The organism is Paenarthrobacter sp. CC6, assembly GCF_040560085.1.
GTDB classification, from domain to species: domain Bacteria; phylum Actinomycetota; class Actinomycetes; order Actinomycetales; family Micrococcaceae; genus Arthrobacter; species Arthrobacter nicotinovorans.
Map to the genome: position 1 here is coordinate 172,971 of NZ_JARDAN010000008.1, position 17,406 is coordinate 190,376.

Genomic DNA, 17,406 nt, shown 5'->3' on the forward strand with positions numbered 1-17,406 from the left:
CATGGTCTTCATGGCTAAACCTTCAGGTATCGCCGGAGAGTCAACAGCGACGAGACCCCCGCCAGGCCCGCGCCCAGGGCGATGAGCACAGGGGCGATCACCAGGACCTGTGTGGAGGAGATAAACGGAGTATTCAGGAATTGCCGTGACAGGTCGCCGTTGAGCCAGAAGTGCGCCATCAGCCACAGGGTAACAGAGGCCAAAACCGCTCCAACGACGGCGGCTATGACACCTTCAAGGATGAACGGCAGCTGAATCACCGTCTTTGAAGCACCTACCAGCCGCATGATGCCCGTCTCCCGCCGTCGGCTGAAGGCCGATAGCCGGATGGTGGTGGTTATCAGGAGGACCGCGCAGAAAATCATCACCGCGGCCACGCCGACAGCCGCTACCGAGGCTCCGTTCATCCACGAGAAGATCCGTTCCAGGACCTGCCTCTGGTCGCTGACTGTTTCAACCCCTGGCTGGGAGGAGAACGTCTCGCTGATGATCTGGTACTTTTCCGGGTTCTTCATGTTGATACGGAATGAGGCCGGCAACTGGTCCTCTGATACCGAATCAACGATCGGAGAGTTCGAGAACTGTTCCTTGAAGTGCTTGTACGCCTCGGCCTGGGATTCGAACTGGAAATCGTTGATGTACTGCTTCACCGCAGGAGACTCCAACATGGCCTGGAGGTTTTCCTGCTGCTCCTTCGTCGCCGGTCCCGACGCGCAGCCGACCGCCGTCGAACCGTCGTTGCAGAGGAAGACCGCCACCTGGACTTTGTCGTACCAGTAGCCCTTCATCTGGTTGATCTGCATCTGCAGCATTCCCGCCGCACCAACAAAGGTCAGCGAAACAAAGGTCACGAGCACAACGGAAATAACCATGGACAGGTTTCGGCGCAGACCACTGCCGATTTCCCCGAGGATGAAAAGGAGCCTCACAGCTGTGCCCCCTGCGCGCGGTCCAGTTCTTCGCCGCTGGCGTCCCGCAGCCGGCGCGATTCGCCGACTACCGGAATCATCGACGTGTACAGGGCCTTCGCTTCGTCGCGAATGACCTTTCCGTTTTTGAGCTCCACAACGCGGCGGCGCATTTCGTTGACAATGTCGTCATCGTGGGTGGCCATGACCACAGTGGTGCCGTTCTGGTTGATCTTGTCCAGGACGCCCATGATTCCCATCGAGGTAATAGGGTCCAGGTTTCCGGTCGGTTCGTCGGCAAGGAGGATTCCCGGACGGTTGACGACGGCGCGCGCGATCGCGACCCGCTGCTGCTCGCCACCGGAAAGCTCGTGCGGCATGCGCCGTTCCTTGCCTTCAAGGCCCACGGTCTTCAAGACCTCGGGGACCGTTTCGCGAATAATGGAGCGGCTCTTCCCGATGACCTGCATGGCGAAGGCGACGTTGGCGAAAACGTTCTTTTGCGGCAGCAGGCGGAAATCCTGGAACACGACGCCGATCCCACGGCGCAGCTTGGGCACACGCCAACTCGAAATGTTGGCGACATTCTGGCCGGCAACGTACACGGATCCGGCTGAGGCCTTGTCTTCCTTGAGGATCAACCGCAGGAAAGTGGATTTGCCCGAACCAGAGGCGCCCACAAGGAACGTAAATTCGCCTCGGTTGATCTCAAGGCTGACAGAATCGAGCGCCGGTCGGGCATTCTGCTCGTAGACCTTGGTGACATTCTCAAATCTGATCATGGCCCTTAGTACCCCGCCGGACATGACATGAGTCGCCCAGTCCAACAGCCGGAGCGCGGGCTTTCGATGGGGGAAGTGAGAGCACCGGCCACTCGACTATACGCACGGGTAAGCCACCATTACGGGGCTTTCGGGGGCGTGTCGCGTAATAAGGGCCGAGTCTGGGAGCGCCCTGCCAGCCTCCTGCTAATTGGCTGGCTGCTGCATCTTACTGGTTGGCCGCTGCGTTGCGGTTACCGGTGCGCCAACGGATGCCGGCGTCGATGAAGTCATCAATGTCGCCATCCAGTACGGCCGAAGTGTTGCCCACTTCGTGTTCGGTCCGCAGATCCTTGACCATCTGGTAGGGGTTCAGCACGTAGGAGCGCATCTGGTCGCCCCATGAGGCTTTGACGTCCCCTGCCAGCGCTTTCTTCTCTGCGTCCTGCTGTTCCTTCTTAACCAGGAGCAAACGGGACTGCAGCACGCGCATGGCGGCTGCCCGGTTCTGGAGCTGGGACTTTTCGTTCTGCATGGAGACCACAATGCCCGTGGGAATGTGGGTCAGGCGTACTGCGGAGTCAGTGGTGTTAACGGACTGCCCGCCCGGGCCGGAGGAACGGAAGACGTCAACCCGGATCTCGTTGTCGGGTATTTCGATTGAATCCGTCTGCTCGATCAACGGGATGACCTCAACGGCTGCAAAGGATGTCTGCCGGCGGCCCTGGTTGTCGAACGGACTGATGCGCACCAGCCGGTGAGTGCCGGCTTCCACACTCAGGGTGCCGAAGGCGTAGGGGGCCTTGACCTCGAACGTGGCGGACTTCAGGCCGGCTTCTTCAGCGTAGGACGTGTCCATCACCGTGGTGGGATAACCGTGGCGTTCAGCCCACCGCAAGTACATTCTCATCAGCATCTCGGCAAAGTCGGCTGCATCGACTCCACCCGCTCCGGCCCTGATGGTCACCACGGCTTCGCGTTCGTCGTACTCGCCCGAGAGCAAGGTGACTACTTCAAGCTCCGCGAGGGCTTTGCGGATGGACGCCAGCTCTTTGGCGGCCTCGGCCATTGAGGCTTCGTCGCCTTCATCCTGCCCAAGTTCGACCAGGACCTCGAGGTCGTCAATCCGGGCTGCGAGCTTTTCGAGTCGTTCGACTTCCGATTGGCGGTGTGACAAACGGGATGTCACCACCTGGGCCGATGCGGGGTCATCCCAGAGGTCCGGGGCCCCGGCCTGCTCGCTCAATTCGGCGATTTCAGCCTTGAGAGCGTCAACGTCAGTGACGTTTTCGATGGAGCCGTAAGTTGCTCGAAGTGCGCGGATTTCCGCGGGAAAATCTATGTCAGCCATGGTTATCCCAGCGTACGCTATCCATCAGGCTCCCTTGGCTGTCCGGCTTTTGTCCGTAGATTCATTACTGCGTGAGCCTCGACCGCGCCGTCGCCCTGGCCTCGACGACGATTCCATCCGGCACCAGGAAGCTGATCACCGGCGGGTGGGCGACGGACCTGAGAACCACCACTGCCGTCCCGCCAGGCTCACTTCCGGTTCCCTCCCCCACTTCCAATCGCTCGTGGCCTGCGAAGGCGTTGCTTTTCCCAAGATATGAGCCTGCAGCCGCCAGCACCCGGTCATCCATCAGAGAAACAGCAGGTAGGCTCCCGCCCTCCAGGTCACCCACCAGGTACGAGTCTGCGGCTGCGAGCGCGGCTCCGTCAGCCAAGGACAAGAGCTTCTTGTGTTCCAGGTACACGGAGGAAGCGGCCATCACCACTGTGGCCAGGAGCAGTGCCAGCACCACATATCCGAGAATCAGCACTGTAATTTGCCCGTCATCGCGGTGGAGGACGCCATTGCGAGGCAGAATGCCAAAGCGATGCGGGCCGCCGTATCTGCGTCCCCCGGGAGGCATGGACGCTGTGAGGGGTCGAGGGCTTATTACCTTTTGTTTCCGCGTCATTGGTAGCGACCCACTATCTGCGTGGCCGAGGCGGATGCCTTACTGGCACTGAGCTTCAGGGTGTCACCGAACGGGACCATGGGAAGCAGAACATCGACGTGGACAGTAACGGTGACACTTGCCCCTGCTGTCAGACAATTTTCCCGATCACACGAAATCTCCACGGTGGCCTGATCCGGCGTATGCCCGTAGTCGGCCAGCGCCACAATTACGGACTGCTCCGCCGCTTTCCTCGCGCTTGCCGGGTCGTTCTGAAGGACGAAAACTTTCGCGGCCTGGTCGGCCGCTCCGACCACTCCAAACGATGCGCCCTGGATTTGCCCAATGGTCACCACGAAGTAAATCAGTGGCACCATCAACAGGACTGCGAGGAAGGTAAATTCCACGACGGCGCTCCCCCTTTGTCCTTCGATGTTCCGGTCGCGCCCTTCGACCGACAGTTCGGATAAGCACAGGACGTAGCACATCCTTAGCCGGAGCGCTTTGCCAAATGACTGTGCCGCTTCAACCAGGAAGGGCGGCATGGCCGTGCACCTCCATCAGGCCTTCAGGTCCAACCAACCCGAGGACCGGCATCGGCGCCTTCACCGTCACCTCCAGCGTCCGGATGCCGTCCATTACCTCTTCGCTCGAGGTAATGCTTTGCGCGAAACCCTCGTTCAGGGCCGCGGTAATCAGCTCCGCCGTCCGGGCTTTTGCCTCCGATGACGTCCGGTCGGCCAGCGCGCCGTACCTCGCTCCCGAAGCTGCAGCGTCAATGAGCGTGTTGCGTACATGCAACACCAGCATCAGTTGAATGACCGACATGCAGAGTAGGGTCAACAGCGCTCCAACCAATACGAAGTCCACCACAGCCGTTCCTTGTTCTCGGGTGGCTCGGGTCGAGCCTGAAGGGCGAAGGACAGTGGAGAACAGGGCCTGCCCCTCCACGCGGCCTATTTGCCCACCTTCGACATGGCCTGAGTGAACAAGTCATTCAAGGCAGGTGTGGCGAGGGCAAGAAGTCCAGCGACCAAGACCGCTGACATGAGTGTGATCATGACCCATCCAGGCACGTCTCCTCGTTCTTGCTCCTCTGGCTGCGGTGCCGCACGCAAAACGAAGTCAGTGAGCAAAGCCCGCCCCGACACGGTACGGACTGGTGCAATGGGCGACCTGCTGGCAAATGTTTTCATGATTCTCCCCAATAACGGTGATACGGCGTTGTCGCTGTGGTGCTGAGTGACAGTGATGCTGTGTTGTTGCTGTATTGCTGTATTGCTGTGTTGCTTTGTTGTGACTGTGGCTCGCTGCTGCTCCCGCTTGTTCCGGGCCGCATTCCTGCAGGAGGAGATGCAAGGGACTAGAGGCTCATCTGCAGGGCTGCGATGGCTGGAAAAGCGGCAAACACGACCGTTAGTGGCAGCACACCGAAGACGAGGGGCACCATCATGGCTATCTCCTTGCGGCCTGCCGATTCCATCAGCTCCCGTTTGGCGGCATCCCGGACATCGGCGGCCTGTGCCCGAAGCACATCTGCCAGTGGGGTCCCGCGTTCGACAGCCACCACCAAGCCATCAAAGAACCTGACCAGTGGTGGTAACTCCGCTCGGCCGGAAAAGGACTGAAGTGCTTCCGCCAGAGGCTTGCCGGACCGGGCATCCGCAAGAATCAGCGCGAACTCGTTGGAGAGTTCCCCTTGGGAGCTACGGCTCACCCGGTCCATCGCGCCCATTGCGCTTTCGCCCGCAGCTACGGCCAGAGCCATCAGCTCAGCAAGGCTTGGAAACTCGGACAGCAGCCTTCTCTCACGTCGCTTGATCTGCTGCCCCAGAACCATGTCGCGGAGCACATACCCTCCCAAGGCGGCCCCAACGACCAAGACGCAGGACACCGCCGGATTGAACTGCCCGGATGCCGCGCGTGCTGTGACCACGAGCAACGCCACGACCAGACCTCCGCTGGCCCAAAGGATCTGCTCGACCCTGTAGTCAAGGATCGTTTTGGAGGACCCGGAGCGGGCCAGCCTCTTTGCCGCGACGGCGGAGCCAACGTTCAACCGCGACATGTTTTTCACCGCGTCCCAAAAGATGGGGCGAAGGATTCGTTCCAATGGTCCAAAAGGTGTGAGGTCCGGCTCTTGCGCAAGCAGGAGGCGTGACTCGAGGTTCCTGGATTTCAGCTGAGGGCTGATGCGCTCCGTAAAAGTCAATCCCCGCAGGAACGGCAGACGCGTCAGGACGAGCCAGCATCCAATTCCAAGGACGGCGCCGGAGACCGCGGCCCAAGCCGTCGACGTACTCATCGCAGAACGCGTTCATCATCAGGCAACGCACCAATACGAAGCATCAAGGAATAGCAGCACACGGAAACCAGCAAGCCAGCGAGAAGCACCATTGCTCCCACGGTTGAGTTGTAGGCCGGCATCGCTTCCGGACGGCTGGCCATCAACACCAGGACGATCCACGGGGCCGCGACTGCCAACCTCGCAGCGTTGACAGTCCATGATTGCCTGGCTTCCAGCTCACTCCGGGTGCGGGAGTTGTCCCTGAGGAAGTCGGACAAAGTCCCCAGCATTCGGCCCAGGTCGGATCCGCCAACCTCGCGGGTCATTCGAAGGGCTTCAATGATGCGATCGGCCACCGGATCCGCGAGACGGTCCTTAAGCCTGTCCAACGCAGTCTCAAAATGCCCACCGGAGCGGTAGTCGGCACCAAAATCCAGGAAAAGCGGCCGCAATTCCTCCGGTCCTTTGGATCCAAGCTGAATGAGCGCTTCAGGCAGGGCAAGGCCTGCGCGAATAGCCGAGCGCAGGTGGTCCACGACATCCGGCCACAACAAGCGAAGCGCCGCACGACGCTTTCGCGCCCTCCGCCTCACGATTGCCAAGGGGGTCCAGGAACCGAACAACCCGAAGCATAACGCGACCACCGGCGCCCTTGTGATGAGGAAGAAGACCGCCATGACTGCACACCCAACACCCCCGCAGGTGAGGAGCAAGGCTGATCCTGTGACCTTTTCAATCCCTGCTGACAAAAGCAATTGGTCCAGGCGGCGTCGTTTCTTTTTCCGTGGCCTGGCTGTGGGTTGATCCCAGGTGGACCACCAGATAAGGAAAAGCCCCAAGCCACACAGAATGCCCAGGAGAGGCGGCATCAGTTCACCTCCAACAGCGCGGAGACGTCGAAGCCTGCGCGGGCAAACTTTTCCGCAGCGGGCATCGCGTTGGGCCTCGGCTGCAGTTGGCCTGCTGACATCCCAAAGACAGTGGAGGATTCGATGATCCCGTTTTCAACCCTCCGCCCCAAAGCAAGGACCTCCGTTATCTGCCTTCGCCCTGTCGGATGCCTGCCGCAATGCACCACCAGATCAATGCACGACGCCACTGTGGGGACCACAAAGGCGCTAGCAATGTTGGCTCCGGCGAGAAGGGGCAATGTGCAGATCTTGGTTACGGCGTCGTGGGCAGAATTGGCATGCACAGTGCACATACCGGGAAGCCCGGAGTTGAGGGCGATGAGCATGTCCAGGCTTTCGGCTTCGCGGACTTCGCCCACAATGAGCCTGTCCGGCCGCATTCGAAGGGCTTCCTTGACGAGCCGCCGCAAAGGGATTTCGCCCTCACCTTCCAGATTCGGTTGACGGCACTGAAGTCCGATGACATCCCGTAAGGGAAGCTGGAGTTCAAAGATTTCCTCCACCGTGATGACCCGCTCGCGTGAACCTATGTGCGCTCCCAGGCAATTGAGAAGGGTGGTCTTTCCCGCCTGCGTGGCGCCGGAGACAAGAATGTTGAGGCCGCTCGCTACTGCCGCGCCCAGGAACCTCGCAGCTTGTGGTGTCAGGCTGCCGAGCTCTACCAAGTGCTCCAGGCGGCTGGCGCGCGCGGTGAACTTCCTGATGTTCACCGCCCAGTGCCTCCGGGTGATGTCCGGGATTGCCACATGCAGCCTCGAACCGTCCGGAAGTGCGGCGTCCACGAAGGGCGATGACAAGTCCAGTCGTCGTCCGGAAGTCTTAAGCATTCTCTCTACCAGGTCCCGGACCTGCTGCTCACTGAGGCTGATCGTAGTCAGCTCGGATTCACCATTTCGGGCCACGTAGACCTCGTGGGGAGCATTGATCCAAAGCTCCTCGATCGACTCATCGTCCAGAAGCGGCTGCAATGGCCCGAACCCCGCGACAGCGTCGTAAATCAGACGACGCGCCGACTCGAGGTGACCCAAGGGAGGAAGCGGAGCGAGGAGGGCCCGTTCGTCGTAGTCGTTGACTGCCGCGTCCACCAGGCTTCGGACATCACCAGCCTGTTCCAGTGGATCCAGGCCACGACGCCGGATGAGCTCCCTGACCTCCCCCTCGACGATCCTTACAGCATCCACAGCTCTCCCCCGATGGTCACGATTGCGTAAACGAGAGGCGCATCTCGAGTGACTTACGCTAAGCGAGCCCAAGGTCCGCCTCAAGTCAGTCCGGACGGCATGTGGATAACTTGGGATCACTGGTCCCGGGGGCATCGTGAATCCCACTAGTCACTCCTGTTTCAGAATGTTAGGGTAAAGCCCGTTAGGAGCTGGCCTTTGGTCTCACGCGCAGGCGCCCCGGAGCTTGTCCCTAAGCCACACCATGCACCGCTGAGCCGCGGTACAGGGCCGGATGTGATGATGAAACGTAAATTTTTGGACCCGGTCGGACGCATCCCCATGGTGCGGGCAGGGCTGGCGCTCACCCTCGCCCTTACGGCAGGCAGTTTCCTTTGCGCGCCCGCATGGGCACAGACATCCGGTCCGCAGCCGGCGCCCACTTCTGAGGCTCCTGGCGGCGGATCATCTCAGGGCCCCCAGCCGGCTGGGAACGGCCCGGCTTCACCTCCGGTTGAAAGCACACCACGGCAAGGAAAGCTGCCTGACCAGCAAGCGCCGATCACCGGCGTCGAACTTACACCCGGTGTAGCGTCCCAACCTGCGCCTGACCCTGCCGGCAAAGCCGAAGCGCAGGCCACAAAACCCAAGTCCATGCCTGGTGACGCACCCGACGCCGAGAGTATGAAGGCCGCCATGCGCGCCGCCATCCCGGCCGGCGGCGCGGAAATGGGCCAGCGCTCCCCGAGGGTCGTGACGAACAAACAGGACAAAGAGGCGGCGGCACCGGCCCGAGGCAAGGCCGTAGGAGCAGCGGTCAAGGCCACGGTACCGATGGCGGCAGACACAGGCCACTGGCGGCCCACCATTGGAATCCAAGGGCAGGACGTGAGCGCACACCAGGGCAACGTCGACTGGCAAAGCCAATGGAGCCAAGGCTCCCGGTGGGCCTACGTCAAGGCTTCCGAGGGAAACTACTACCTCAACGAGAACTACACCCAGCAATACAACGGTTCACGGAATGTTGGCATGGTTCGCGGCGCGTATCACTTCGCCATCCCGAACTGGTCATCCGGAGCAGACCAAGCCAGGTACTTCGTAGCGAATGGAGGTGGCTGGTCGGCCGACGGCTACACTCTTCCTCCGGTGCTTGACATCGAGTACAACCCCTACGCGGGCCGGACCATCAACGGCTTCTATTTCGGCAACACGTGCTACGACATGTCCAAGGCCCAACTGGGTCAGTGGGCAGCCGACTTCGGCAACACCGTCAAGGCCTTGACCGGTCGATTCCCCGTCATCTACAGCACGACCGACTGGTGGAATACCTGCGTAGGCAACAGCACCTTTGGGAGCTACCCGTTGTGGATTGCTTCCTATTGGAACAATCCCACCAATTCGCCGGGCTCGCTGCCGGCCAGTTGGAACGACTACTCAATGTGGCAGTACAGCAGCACGGGCCCCTTCGAAGGCGACTCGAACATCTTCAACGGCACCTTTGATGAGCTCCGTACCTTTGCCCGGGGTGTTCCGACCCCTTCGAATCCCTCCATCCGTTCCGGAGCGGATGTGCTTGCGGTGATGCCTTCGGGACGACTCGATAATTTTCCAGCCGACGGCCAGGGACGTATCTCCGGGCCCGTGACCATCGGCTCCGGCTGGGGCAACGCCCTCTCCGTCCACGTCGTTGACTGGAACCAGGACGGAGTCCAGGACATCCTGGCCCAATGGGCCGACGGAACACTCCAGGTTTTCCGCGGCACTTCCGGCGGCGGCTTCAGCACGCCCATCCAAGTAGGCAGCGGCTGGCAGGAAATGTCGCTTGCCACCGGATGGTGGAACTCGAAGGATGCCTTCCCTGGAGTCATTGGCCAGGACGGCAGCGGCAACCTGTACCGATACCAGAACGCCTCGGGCGGTGCTCTGGGCGGCGGTGTCCTGATAGGTACCGGATTCAGTGGGCACCAGTTCAATCTCCTGGACTTTGACGGCGATGGCAGCCAGGACCTCGTCACCAGAACAGGCGACGGAACGATGCGGTTGTTCCGCAGCAACGGGCTCGGGTCCTTCCTTACAGAGCCGGCACGGGTCATCGGAAACGGATGGTCCGCCATGACTTCAGTCAGCTCCGCAGCGGGCTTCAACGGCTCCGGCTCGCAAGGACTGCAGGCACGTGCCGCCAACGGCGACCTCTACTTTTACCCTGCGGTGAACGGCTCGTGGGGTAACCGCTTCCTCACTGGTCTCGGCTGGAACGATGCCCTGCTCATTGGTGGTGCCCCGGTCAACGTCGAGGCAACACTGGGCGTGGATGAACCCGATGTCCTTGCCATCCGGCAGGACGGCAATCTTTACCGGTATGCGGGCTCAGGTTCCGGCGGACTCACCTCTCCCGAACTGATCGGGAAACAATGGACGGGATTGAAGGCGGGCTTCCTTACTGATTGGAATGGCGACGGCGCATTGGACATCCTTGCCCAGTGGAGTGACGGCCGGCTGACACTCTACCCGGGCTTCAAGGGGGCCGGCTTCGGCTCTCCCATCAGTCTGGGTACAGGCTGGCAGGACTGGACGCTGACCGTCGGGACGTGGAAGAAGTCCGATCCCCGGCCAAGCATTGTGGGATACGACCCCGCAGGCCGGTTGTTCCAGATCGGCAATCCATCAGGCGGGGCACTTGGAACGCGCACCCAGATCGGGACCGGCTGGTCAGGGCTGGACATAGTGCAGATGGATTTCGACAAGGACTCAAACGCCGATCTCCTGGCTAAAACCGCTTCCGGAGACCTCATGCTTTACCGGTCGACCGGTACCGGGAGTTTCATCCCGGAAGCTCCGGCAACCATCGGTACAGGGTGGAATGTCATTAACAGCTTTGGAGCAATCCGAGGATTTGCTGGAGCGGGTTCAACCGGCATCATAGGTCGAACAACTGGCGGGGAGCTCCGCTATTACCCCGTTGGGCCAAACCGTGCATGGGGTCCAACCAGCGTCATCGGATCCGGCTGGACAGGGCTGAAGATCCTCTCCCCCGCATCCAGGTAGCGCCAGGCAGCCAACAAACGTCGACTGGCGAAGGGCCCGCAAACTCCACAACGGAGCGAGCGGGTCCTTTCTGTTTTTCGTAGCAAAGCATCGCAAATGAAACAAATGATGTTCGCTTCATTGGATAGGCCTCATATTCCGGATTGCGTGATCTAATGAAGGTGGTCTCACGTATTGGCTGTTCAGCGCAATGGGAAACGGGCTTTGTTTGGGGGCAAACGAAGGTCACCATTCCGCACAATCAAGGAGTGATCTTTCATGGCGTTTACCGTTTCTACGGCCAAGGTCAGCATTTCCCCACCGTTGGATGTCAACCCATACATGGCGGGGTACGGGACCCTCGACGGTGGTCGCGAGGCTACCAGCAGTGCACCTTACGAATCCCTGTGGGCCAGGGCAATAATCCTCTGGGAAAACGGCTCGCCCAACCTGATCATGAGCGTGGACATCCTGGCGCTGCCGCACTCACTCCATCAAAGCGCCCGGGCGAGAATCCTCCAGCTCGCAAACTGGAGCAACGGGGACATCCTGATCCAATCCACCCACACACATAACGGGCCGGTGGTGGTTGATACCCTCCACCCGTTCATGTGCTACGGCCTGTCGGATTTGTCCATGGTGGAAACGTACAGCCAACAGCTCGAAGACGACCTCGTGGATGCAGCCCAAAAAGCGCTCAACAACGCCCAGACGGCAGTGACTCTCGACTACAAAGTCACCACGGCGAGTATCGCTTACAACAGGGCAGGTCTGCCGTACCTGGAAGACACCGTTCCCGTTATCGTCGCGCGTCGGGCAAACGGCAAAGCGAGGGCGGTCATTTTCAATTACGCATGCCACCCTGTAGCTGCCGGCATGCGCACACTCTTTGACGGTGATTTCCCGGCGGGGGCCTGCAACTACATCGAGAACAACAACACGAACTGCTTTGCGCTCTTCCTCCAGGGAGCGGCCGGAGACCAGAATCCCATGGGCGAACCCAGCTGGGAACTTCGCGACGAGTATGCCACCAAGCTGGGTTCGGCCGTCTCGATTGCCATGCAGACCCCCGGAAGGACCATCGGCAGCCCTCTCCAGACGAGCTATCAAGAGGTACAGATTCCCCTGGACATCACGCCCACAGCCGGCAACCTGGCGGCCGTGCGCGCGGCCTACGCGTCCAGGCTGCCCAACCTGGATGGAAATCCGGCCTGGTATGGACGCCACGCCCAAGTGATGATCGGACGGATCGACAGCGGAAGCTACTCCACCTCCGTCACGTGCCCCTTCCAGGTTTGGAAATTCGGCGGCAGCCCACAACTGAAAATCGGCATAGTGGGAGGCGAACTCGTCAGTGGCTATGCAGCGTACTTCCGGTCAAAGTACGGCGGAGCCAATGGCGTCATTGTGGGCGGCTACGGCAACGAATCCTGCTACTACCTGCCCAGCGCCCAATTCCTGCCTCCCTATTCGGTGGGCGGCAGTTACGAGGGCGGATGGGATCCTGACTACCCTGGAATCGCTGGCGGATCCATGACCGTCTACGGCCACATCGGCCACTTCCTCGGCGGTACTGGTGGCGTGGAGGCCACTGTCATCAACACTCTGAACTCAATGCTCGCCTAGGCAGGCATACCTCCGTCGAAGGCCTTGGCCAACAAGCCAGGGCCTTCGACGTACCGCAGCACGTCCTGCGGACCTCTGCCGCGCAATTCGTAGCGGTATCGATACCCAATTCGCCGGGCAATCTGTTGACCCGGCCATTCGCTCCGGACAACCATGGAGCTGGAGGCCACGATGCGATTTCATAACCTTGCAGCGGTAGCAGCAGCTGTGCTGCTGCTTGCTTCGGGCTGTTCCTCAGCTCCAGGAGCAACACCTTCGAGCAATGCGCCTTCCACATCAGCCCCCACGGTCCCGACGTCACCATCACAGTCCGCGCCGCCGTCGGAAACTTCTGCTGAACCCACCAGCGGACAGGGACAAGGCGGCGGGCAGGGACAAGGCAGCGGACAGGGCGCCGGCGACCCGGACGACTCCGGCCGGTTTTCCTATACCTGTACCAGTCTGAACGCAGTCCCCGAGACCACATTCTCAAGCCTGGCGGAAGTCTGGGCCTCTTCGGGTTACCTGCGGCTGGACTCCTGCACAGCCAACTACGACGGGCCGCAGCCCTATGAGCCCACAGATGACGAGGCCCATGTCATTGCCGTCGCGGCGCCCGGAACGGACCCCGCACAAGGCCTGGACAGCTACCTGGCAGCACTGGGGCTGTGTACCCGCGTCAGCGATGATTCTGCTTCGGACATCTTCGGTGGAAGCAGCCGGCAGTTGCTGAAGGCAGCAAGCGAGCTGTGCCCCAAAGCGCCCCAGGGAAAGATCATTGCCCTATGGGCTGCGGGTGCCCGCGCTGGAGACGGTCAGCATGTAGTAGGCGACGGCGGGCTGGCACCCGGAAGCTTCCACCTCCGGAAGACGCCGCCGGAAGGCTGCACTTGGAGTGTCAAGGGACCAGATGGTGGTCAGAAAGCGGCCGGAAACGCTGCCGAAGGCCAACGCGGAATTCTTCTTGCAGAAAAAGACGTCTTAAGTAGTGACAAATGCGGAATTTGGGAGAAGATGGAGTAATGCAGCCGGCAACGGCTGGGGCGAAAATCCAACTGCATGCGGAGCTGGGGAGCATCCGAATGAAGTGGGGATCCCTCGGTGGATATGCCAAGACGCGCTGTCGTCCAGTTTGGCCTTGCCGGTCTCGTTCTTACGGGCTGCTCTGTCCAAGTCACGCAAAATGTTGAGCCGTTCAGGCTGGGCGTAACGAATGCCGGCGATGCCGACACTCCTCGTCCCGAAAGACCTGAACCGGTAAAAAGGTACAAGTTCGACTGCCGCGGAGCTGATGGAAAATCGCTCGCGGTGTTGTCGAGCCTTCCCGAAGTCTGGGCCAATACCCAGTACAAGAAGTTTGCCGATGTCCGCGTAGCTTACGTCGGCCCGCAGCCCCAGGTTCTTGAAGCCGAGGAAAACGCAGCCGTCAATGTTGCCATTGAAGCCGGCGCATCCGGTGGGCGGGCGGACATCTGCCTTGCAATCGTCAAGGCATGCACCCGCAGCAATCCTCCGACGATCAGTACCGCACTCTACGGGCTGGGCGGGGCACCGATAGTCAAAGGCGCACTGACGCTGGCCCCCATGGCGCCGCAGTCGGCAGTGCTGACCAAGTGGCTGAAGGAAGTGGCGTAATGGAACAGTCCACAGCCCGGAATTTATCCCAACGCCTGCTGCGGGGCAGGAAGCTGACCACAATCGTGGCCGCTGCTGCCTTGGCTGTCGCCGGAATGACCGCTGTCGTTTCCAGCACCCCGGCCTATGCCGACCAACAACGACAGGTGGTAGGCACAGGCCTCACCAAGCCTGCCGGAACGGTAGTCGATCCCGTCGGTAAAGTATGGGTCTCCGACAGCGTGGCAGGCTTCTGCCGCATGAGCGATCCAGTCAATGGCCAGCCCGGCACCGTGGAAAAGGATACCTGCCTGGGCGGATCCTTGGCCGGATCCCAACAAGGCCCGAAAGTACCGGGCGTCGCCACCATCCTTGATCCCACGCCTTCCTCGGCAGGCAGTGGAGACGAGACGGCGTTCATCCCGGATTCATCGGTGGGAAGCTCGCATGTGGTGCGTGCCGTATGGAGTCCCGCACTGGATCTCTTCGAGTACAGCAGCACGCTGACCATCCTGGATGGCGACGTCAGGCCGAATGCCGTCAGCGACGGCCCTGACGGCAACATCTACCTTTCGTTTGCGAATGCCCGTTCGATCATCAAGATTGTTGATCCAACCATCAAGCATCCCAGCATCGAATCCATCGCCTCGGTCACCACGAAAGCCCTGGGGCTGGTAGCGGCTGGTTGGGACAGCAACGGACACGTCAGCGTATACGTCCTGGAATCCACCGGGATGCGGGCCTTCTCGGCTCCCGACGACGGCGACATGACCAACTACGTGCCACTGGCCTCCTACAATGTCGGTGTCGCATCGTCGATCTTCTACGACTACGATGCCCACATCATCTACACGGGCACAAGCAGCGGAGCCACTGCCGCCGATGCAGGCAAGGACAAGGTTTCCCGCCTCAATCTCAGCACCGGGACCGTGGACAATTCCTGGGCTTTGGGCTTCAGCAAGATCAGCGGCCTGGGCATGCGTGCCGGACAGTTGCTGGTACTGGATGATGCAGGACAGCTGAACAACCCACCGGCCACCGGCCAAGGAAAGATGAGCCTCCTGGGTGGAGTCGTAGCCCAGATTACCTCCGGCCCAACGCTTGCCAACGGTAGCCAATCGCCTAATCCGGCGTTCACCAACGACACCACACCCACCTTCGGTGTCAGCGCAGACCCCAGTGGCAGTGCCCTGGAATGCTCAGTCGGCGGCGCTTGGACAGATTGCACCAGCGGCACCTACACCTCAGCTGTTCTGGCAAATGGGCCACAGACGTTCTCCGTCCGGCCTGCACCAGGAGGCGTTCCCGTGTCCCGCACGTTTACCGTAGACACAGTGGCACCCGCCGCTCCTGTCTTCACAGCACCGAACAGCGGACAGGTGGTCAACGGCAAACCCGTTCTCGGCGCGACGTTCGAACCCGGAACGACACTGAGTTGCTCCGTTGATTCCACGGCTGACGCTGACTTCAAGGCTTGCGTGCCGGGCGATACCTTCACGCTGACCACGGAGGGTGCACACACGTTGCGGATCAGGAGCACGGACCCCGCCGGGAACGTCGGCCCTGCTGCTGCTTTGACCGTGACAGTGGATCTGACGGCTCCGCAGGTTGCGATCACCGCTCCCGCCAGTGGTGCCACGGTGGGTGCCGGGTACCAGTTCCAGTTTGCTTCCACTTCGCCGGACATTGCCGGATTCCGTTGCCGGTTGGGAACAGATGCCTTCACTGAATGCACCTCCCCCAAGGTTTACGCGGACATCGCCAATGGCCCGAACAGGTTCGAAGTTGAAGCCAGGGACAAGGCCGGAAACACGACGGTGGCCGGTGTGAACTTTACGGTCTTCGTCGCCGACACGACACCGCCAACCGTGACAGCAGATCCCGTCGCGGGCACCTACGGTCCTTCCAGCAAGATCGCTCTCACCGCAAGTGAGGCCGACGCGAAGATCTACTACACAGAGGATGGCAGCACACCTACCACTGCCAGCACTCTGTACACGGCTCCGATTGCGATGGGCAGCAAGACCCTCAAGTACATCGCAGTGGATGCAGCGAACAATGCCTCCGCACCCCAGACACAGGTGTATGTGTTGGATAACGTTGCGCCGGCTGTTACGGCCAACCCGGCCGGAGGCAATCTGGCCCTGGGACAGAGCGTCACTTTGACGACGGAGTCCGGAGCAAAGATCTACTACACGACGGATAACACCACTCCGACAGTTGCCAGCCAGGTAGCCACCACGACAGTCACGATCACACCGGCTGCAACCACCACGGTGAAGTACTTTGCCGTTGATGCTGCAGGGAACCAATCGGCAGTAGCCTCGCAGACCTACACCTTGCCTGCAGCTCCCGCCAACACTTGGAAGGACTACAACTCCGATGCCAAGAACGATGTCCTGGCCCGCGATTCAGCCGGAACACTGTGGCTCTACCCGGGCAATGGCACAGGTGGATGGTTGGGCAAGGTCAACACCGGTACCGCATGGAACAACTACAACCTGATCGTTCCAACCCGGGACTTCAGCGGTGATGGACGAAGCGATGTCCTCGCCAGGGATGGCGCCGGACAGCTGTGGCTCTTCAAGGGCAACGGAACCGGCGGTTGGCAGCCGGCAGTGTCAGTCGGAAGTGGCTGGAGCGGAATGACGGCGATCGTTGCCCCCGGAGATTTCAACGGTGATGGCAAATCCGACGTCCTCGCCAGGGATGCGGCAGGCGTGCTGTGGCTCTACAAGGGCGACGGCCTCGGTAAATTCACAGCAGGTTCGACCCAGGTCGGGGCCGGCTGGAACGTCATGAACACCCTTTTCAGCACCGGCGACTTCAACGGAGATGCCAAGACCGACGTGATTGCACGCGATACCAGCGGCGGGCTTTGGCTCTATCCCGGCAATGGCACTGGCGGCTGGGGCACCCGCACCCAGATCGGCAGCGGTTGGGGCGGCATGACGGCGCTCCTCGGACCAGGCGATTTCAATGGCAACGGCAAGTCCGATGTCCTCGCCCGGGATGCCAGCGGCAACCTCTGGATCTATCCGGGTAATGGCACCGGCGGGTGGCTTGCCTGGAGCCAGGTAGGCAACGGTTGGCAGGGATTCACCTCCCTCCCATAGCGGATCCAACCGCCCGGCTTGCCGTTTCGAGGGGTGCATCGGAGAATATCCGGTGCACCCCTTTCGTTGGCCGGGTTCCG

The 17,406-nt window shown here is 60.9% G+C and carries 15 protein-coding genes; 5 read left to right on the forward strand and 10 right to left on the reverse strand.

What is annotated here, in order from left to right; genetic code table 11:
• Positions 1-14: 14 nt before the first annotated feature.
• The 10 genes from ftsX to PV760_RS09580 form a co-directional block, all read right to left on the reverse strand.
• On the reverse strand, positions 15-929 hold the full coding sequence (gene ftsX, locus PV760_RS09535) for a permease-like cell division protein FtsX (RefSeq protein WP_055972042.1): 915 nt from the start codon (positions 927-929) through the stop codon (positions 15-17).
• Positions 926-1,690: a cell division ATP-binding protein FtsE gene (ftsE, locus tag PV760_RS09540; protein ID WP_018776402.1), complete on the reverse strand. Its 765-nt coding sequence runs from the start codon at positions 1,688-1,690 to the stop codon at positions 926-928. The genes ftsX and ftsE overlap by 4 nt, the downstream gene beginning before the upstream one ends.
• 208 nt (positions 1,691-1,898) lie before the next feature.
• The gene (gene prfB / locus PV760_RS09545; RefSeq protein ID WP_018776403.1) at positions 1,899-3,020 is read right to left on the reverse strand and encodes a peptide chain release factor 2; all 1,122 of its coding nucleotides are present in this window, start codon (positions 3,018-3,020) and stop codon (positions 1,899-1,901) included.
• Between the two features lie 64 nt (positions 3,021-3,084).
• Positions 3,085-3,489, reverse strand: coding sequence for a pilus assembly protein TadG-related protein (locus PV760_RS09550; protein WP_189075163.1), 405 nt, complete (start codon positions 3,487-3,489; stop codon positions 3,085-3,087).
• A 137-nt stretch (positions 3,490-3,626) separates the two neighbouring features.
• Positions 3,627-4,154: a TadE/TadG family type IV pilus assembly protein gene (locus PV760_RS09555; protein WP_354627623.1), complete on the reverse strand. Its 528-nt coding sequence runs from the start codon at positions 4,152-4,154 to the stop codon at positions 3,627-3,629.
• The gene (locus PV760_RS09560; RefSeq protein WP_281444286.1) at positions 4,135-4,482 is read right to left on the reverse strand and encodes a TadE family protein; all 348 of its coding nucleotides are present in this window, start codon (positions 4,480-4,482) and stop codon (positions 4,135-4,137) included. Before PV760_RS09560 ends, PV760_RS09555 begins: the two co-directional genes overlap by 20 nt.
• Positions 4,483-4,565: 83 nt before the next feature.
• Positions 4,566-4,805 (reverse strand): hypothetical protein, encoded by a 240-nt coding sequence (locus PV760_RS09565; RefSeq protein WP_110503932.1) that lies wholly within the window; start codon positions 4,803-4,805, stop codon positions 4,566-4,568.
• A gap of 167 nt (positions 4,806-4,972) precedes the next feature.
• Positions 4,973-5,914 (reverse strand): type II secretion system F family protein, encoded by a 942-nt coding sequence (locus tag PV760_RS09570; protein WP_079580556.1) that lies wholly within the window; start codon positions 5,912-5,914, stop codon positions 4,973-4,975.
• Complete coding sequence (locus PV760_RS09575) at positions 5,911-6,765, reverse strand: type II secretion system F family protein (RefSeq protein ID WP_079580558.1); 855 nt, start codon at positions 6,763-6,765, stop codon at positions 5,911-5,913. Before PV760_RS09575 ends, PV760_RS09570 begins: the two co-directional genes overlap by 4 nt.
• Positions 6,765-7,988, reverse strand: a complete 1,224-nt coding sequence (locus PV760_RS09580; RefSeq protein ID WP_079580559.1) for a TadA family conjugal transfer-associated ATPase — start codon at positions 7,986-7,988, stop codon at positions 6,765-6,767. The genes PV760_RS09575 and PV760_RS09580 overlap by 1 nt, the downstream gene beginning before the upstream one ends.
• Before the next feature lie 633 nt (positions 7,989-8,621).
• On the opposite strand from PV760_RS09580, the gene PV760_RS09585 reads away from it, so the two are divergent.
• The 5 genes from PV760_RS09585 (at position 8,622) to PV760_RS09605 (ending at position 17,326) form a co-directional block, all read left to right on the forward strand.
• Complete coding sequence (locus tag PV760_RS09585; protein WP_394524229.1) at positions 8,622-11,012, forward strand: GH25 family lysozyme; 2,391 nt, start codon at positions 8,622-8,624, stop codon at positions 11,010-11,012.
• Positions 11,013-11,270: 258 nt separating this feature from the next.
• The gene (locus tag PV760_RS09590; RefSeq protein ID WP_018776412.1) at positions 11,271-12,617 is read left to right on the forward strand and encodes a hypothetical protein; all 1,347 of its coding nucleotides are present in this window, start codon (positions 11,271-11,273) and stop codon (positions 12,615-12,617) included.
• Between the two features lie 171 nt (positions 12,618-12,788).
• Positions 12,789-13,619 (forward strand): hypothetical protein, encoded by an 831-nt coding sequence (locus tag PV760_RS09595; protein WP_354627624.1) that lies wholly within the window; start codon positions 12,789-12,791, stop codon positions 13,617-13,619.
• A gap of 285 nt (positions 13,620-13,904) precedes the next feature.
• Positions 13,905-14,231, forward strand: a complete 327-nt coding sequence (locus PV760_RS09600; protein WP_018776415.1) for a hypothetical protein — start codon at positions 13,905-13,907, stop codon at positions 14,229-14,231.
• The gene (locus PV760_RS09605) at positions 14,231-17,326 is read left to right on the forward strand and encodes a chitobiase/beta-hexosaminidase C-terminal domain-containing protein (protein WP_354627625.1); all 3,096 of its coding nucleotides are present in this window, start codon (positions 14,231-14,233) and stop codon (positions 17,324-17,326) included. Before PV760_RS09600 ends, PV760_RS09605 begins: the two co-directional genes overlap by 1 nt.
• The last annotated feature ends 80 nt before the right edge of the window (positions 17,327-17,406 follow it).

What these genes read in the sequence shown, in the direction of transcription:
- ftsE (WP_018776402.1), bottom strand. Translation starts at nt 1,690, where the DNA reads ATGATCAGATTTGAGAATGTCACCAAGGTCTACGAGCAGAATGCCCGA.
- prfB (WP_018776403.1), bottom strand. Translation starts at nt 3,020, where the DNA reads ATGGCTGACATAGATTTTCCCGCGGAAATCCGCGCACTTCGAGCAACT.
- PV760_RS09555 (WP_354627623.1), bottom strand. Translation starts at nt 4,154, where the DNA reads ATGCCGCCCTTCCTGGTTGAAGCGGCACAGTCATTTGGCAAAGCGCTC.
- PV760_RS09565 (WP_110503932.1), bottom strand. Translation starts at nt 4,805, where the DNA reads ATGAAAACATTTGCCAGCAGGTCGCCCATTGCACCAGTCCGTACCGTG.
- PV760_RS09570 (WP_079580556.1), bottom strand. Translation starts at nt 5,914, where the DNA reads ATGAGTACGTCGACGGCTTGGGCCGCGGTCTCCGGCGCCGTCCTTGGA.
- PV760_RS09575 (WP_079580558.1), bottom strand. Translation starts at nt 6,765, where the DNA reads ATGCCGCCTCTCCTGGGCATTCTGTGTGGCTTGGGGCTTTTCCTTATC.
- PV760_RS09585 (WP_394524229.1), top strand. Translation starts at nt 8,622, where the DNA reads ATGCCTGGTGACGCACCCGACGCCGAGAGTATGAAGGCCGCCATGCGC.
- PV760_RS09590 (WP_018776412.1), top strand. Translation starts at nt 11,271, where the DNA reads ATGGCGTTTACCGTTTCTACGGCCAAGGTCAGCATTTCCCCACCGTTG.
- PV760_RS09595 (WP_354627624.1), top strand. Translation starts at nt 12,789, where the DNA reads ATGCGATTTCATAACCTTGCAGCGGTAGCAGCAGCTGTGCTGCTGCTT.
- PV760_RS09605 (WP_354627625.1), top strand. Translation starts at nt 14,231, where the DNA reads ATGGAACAGTCCACAGCCCGGAATTTATCCCAACGCCTGCTGCGGGGC.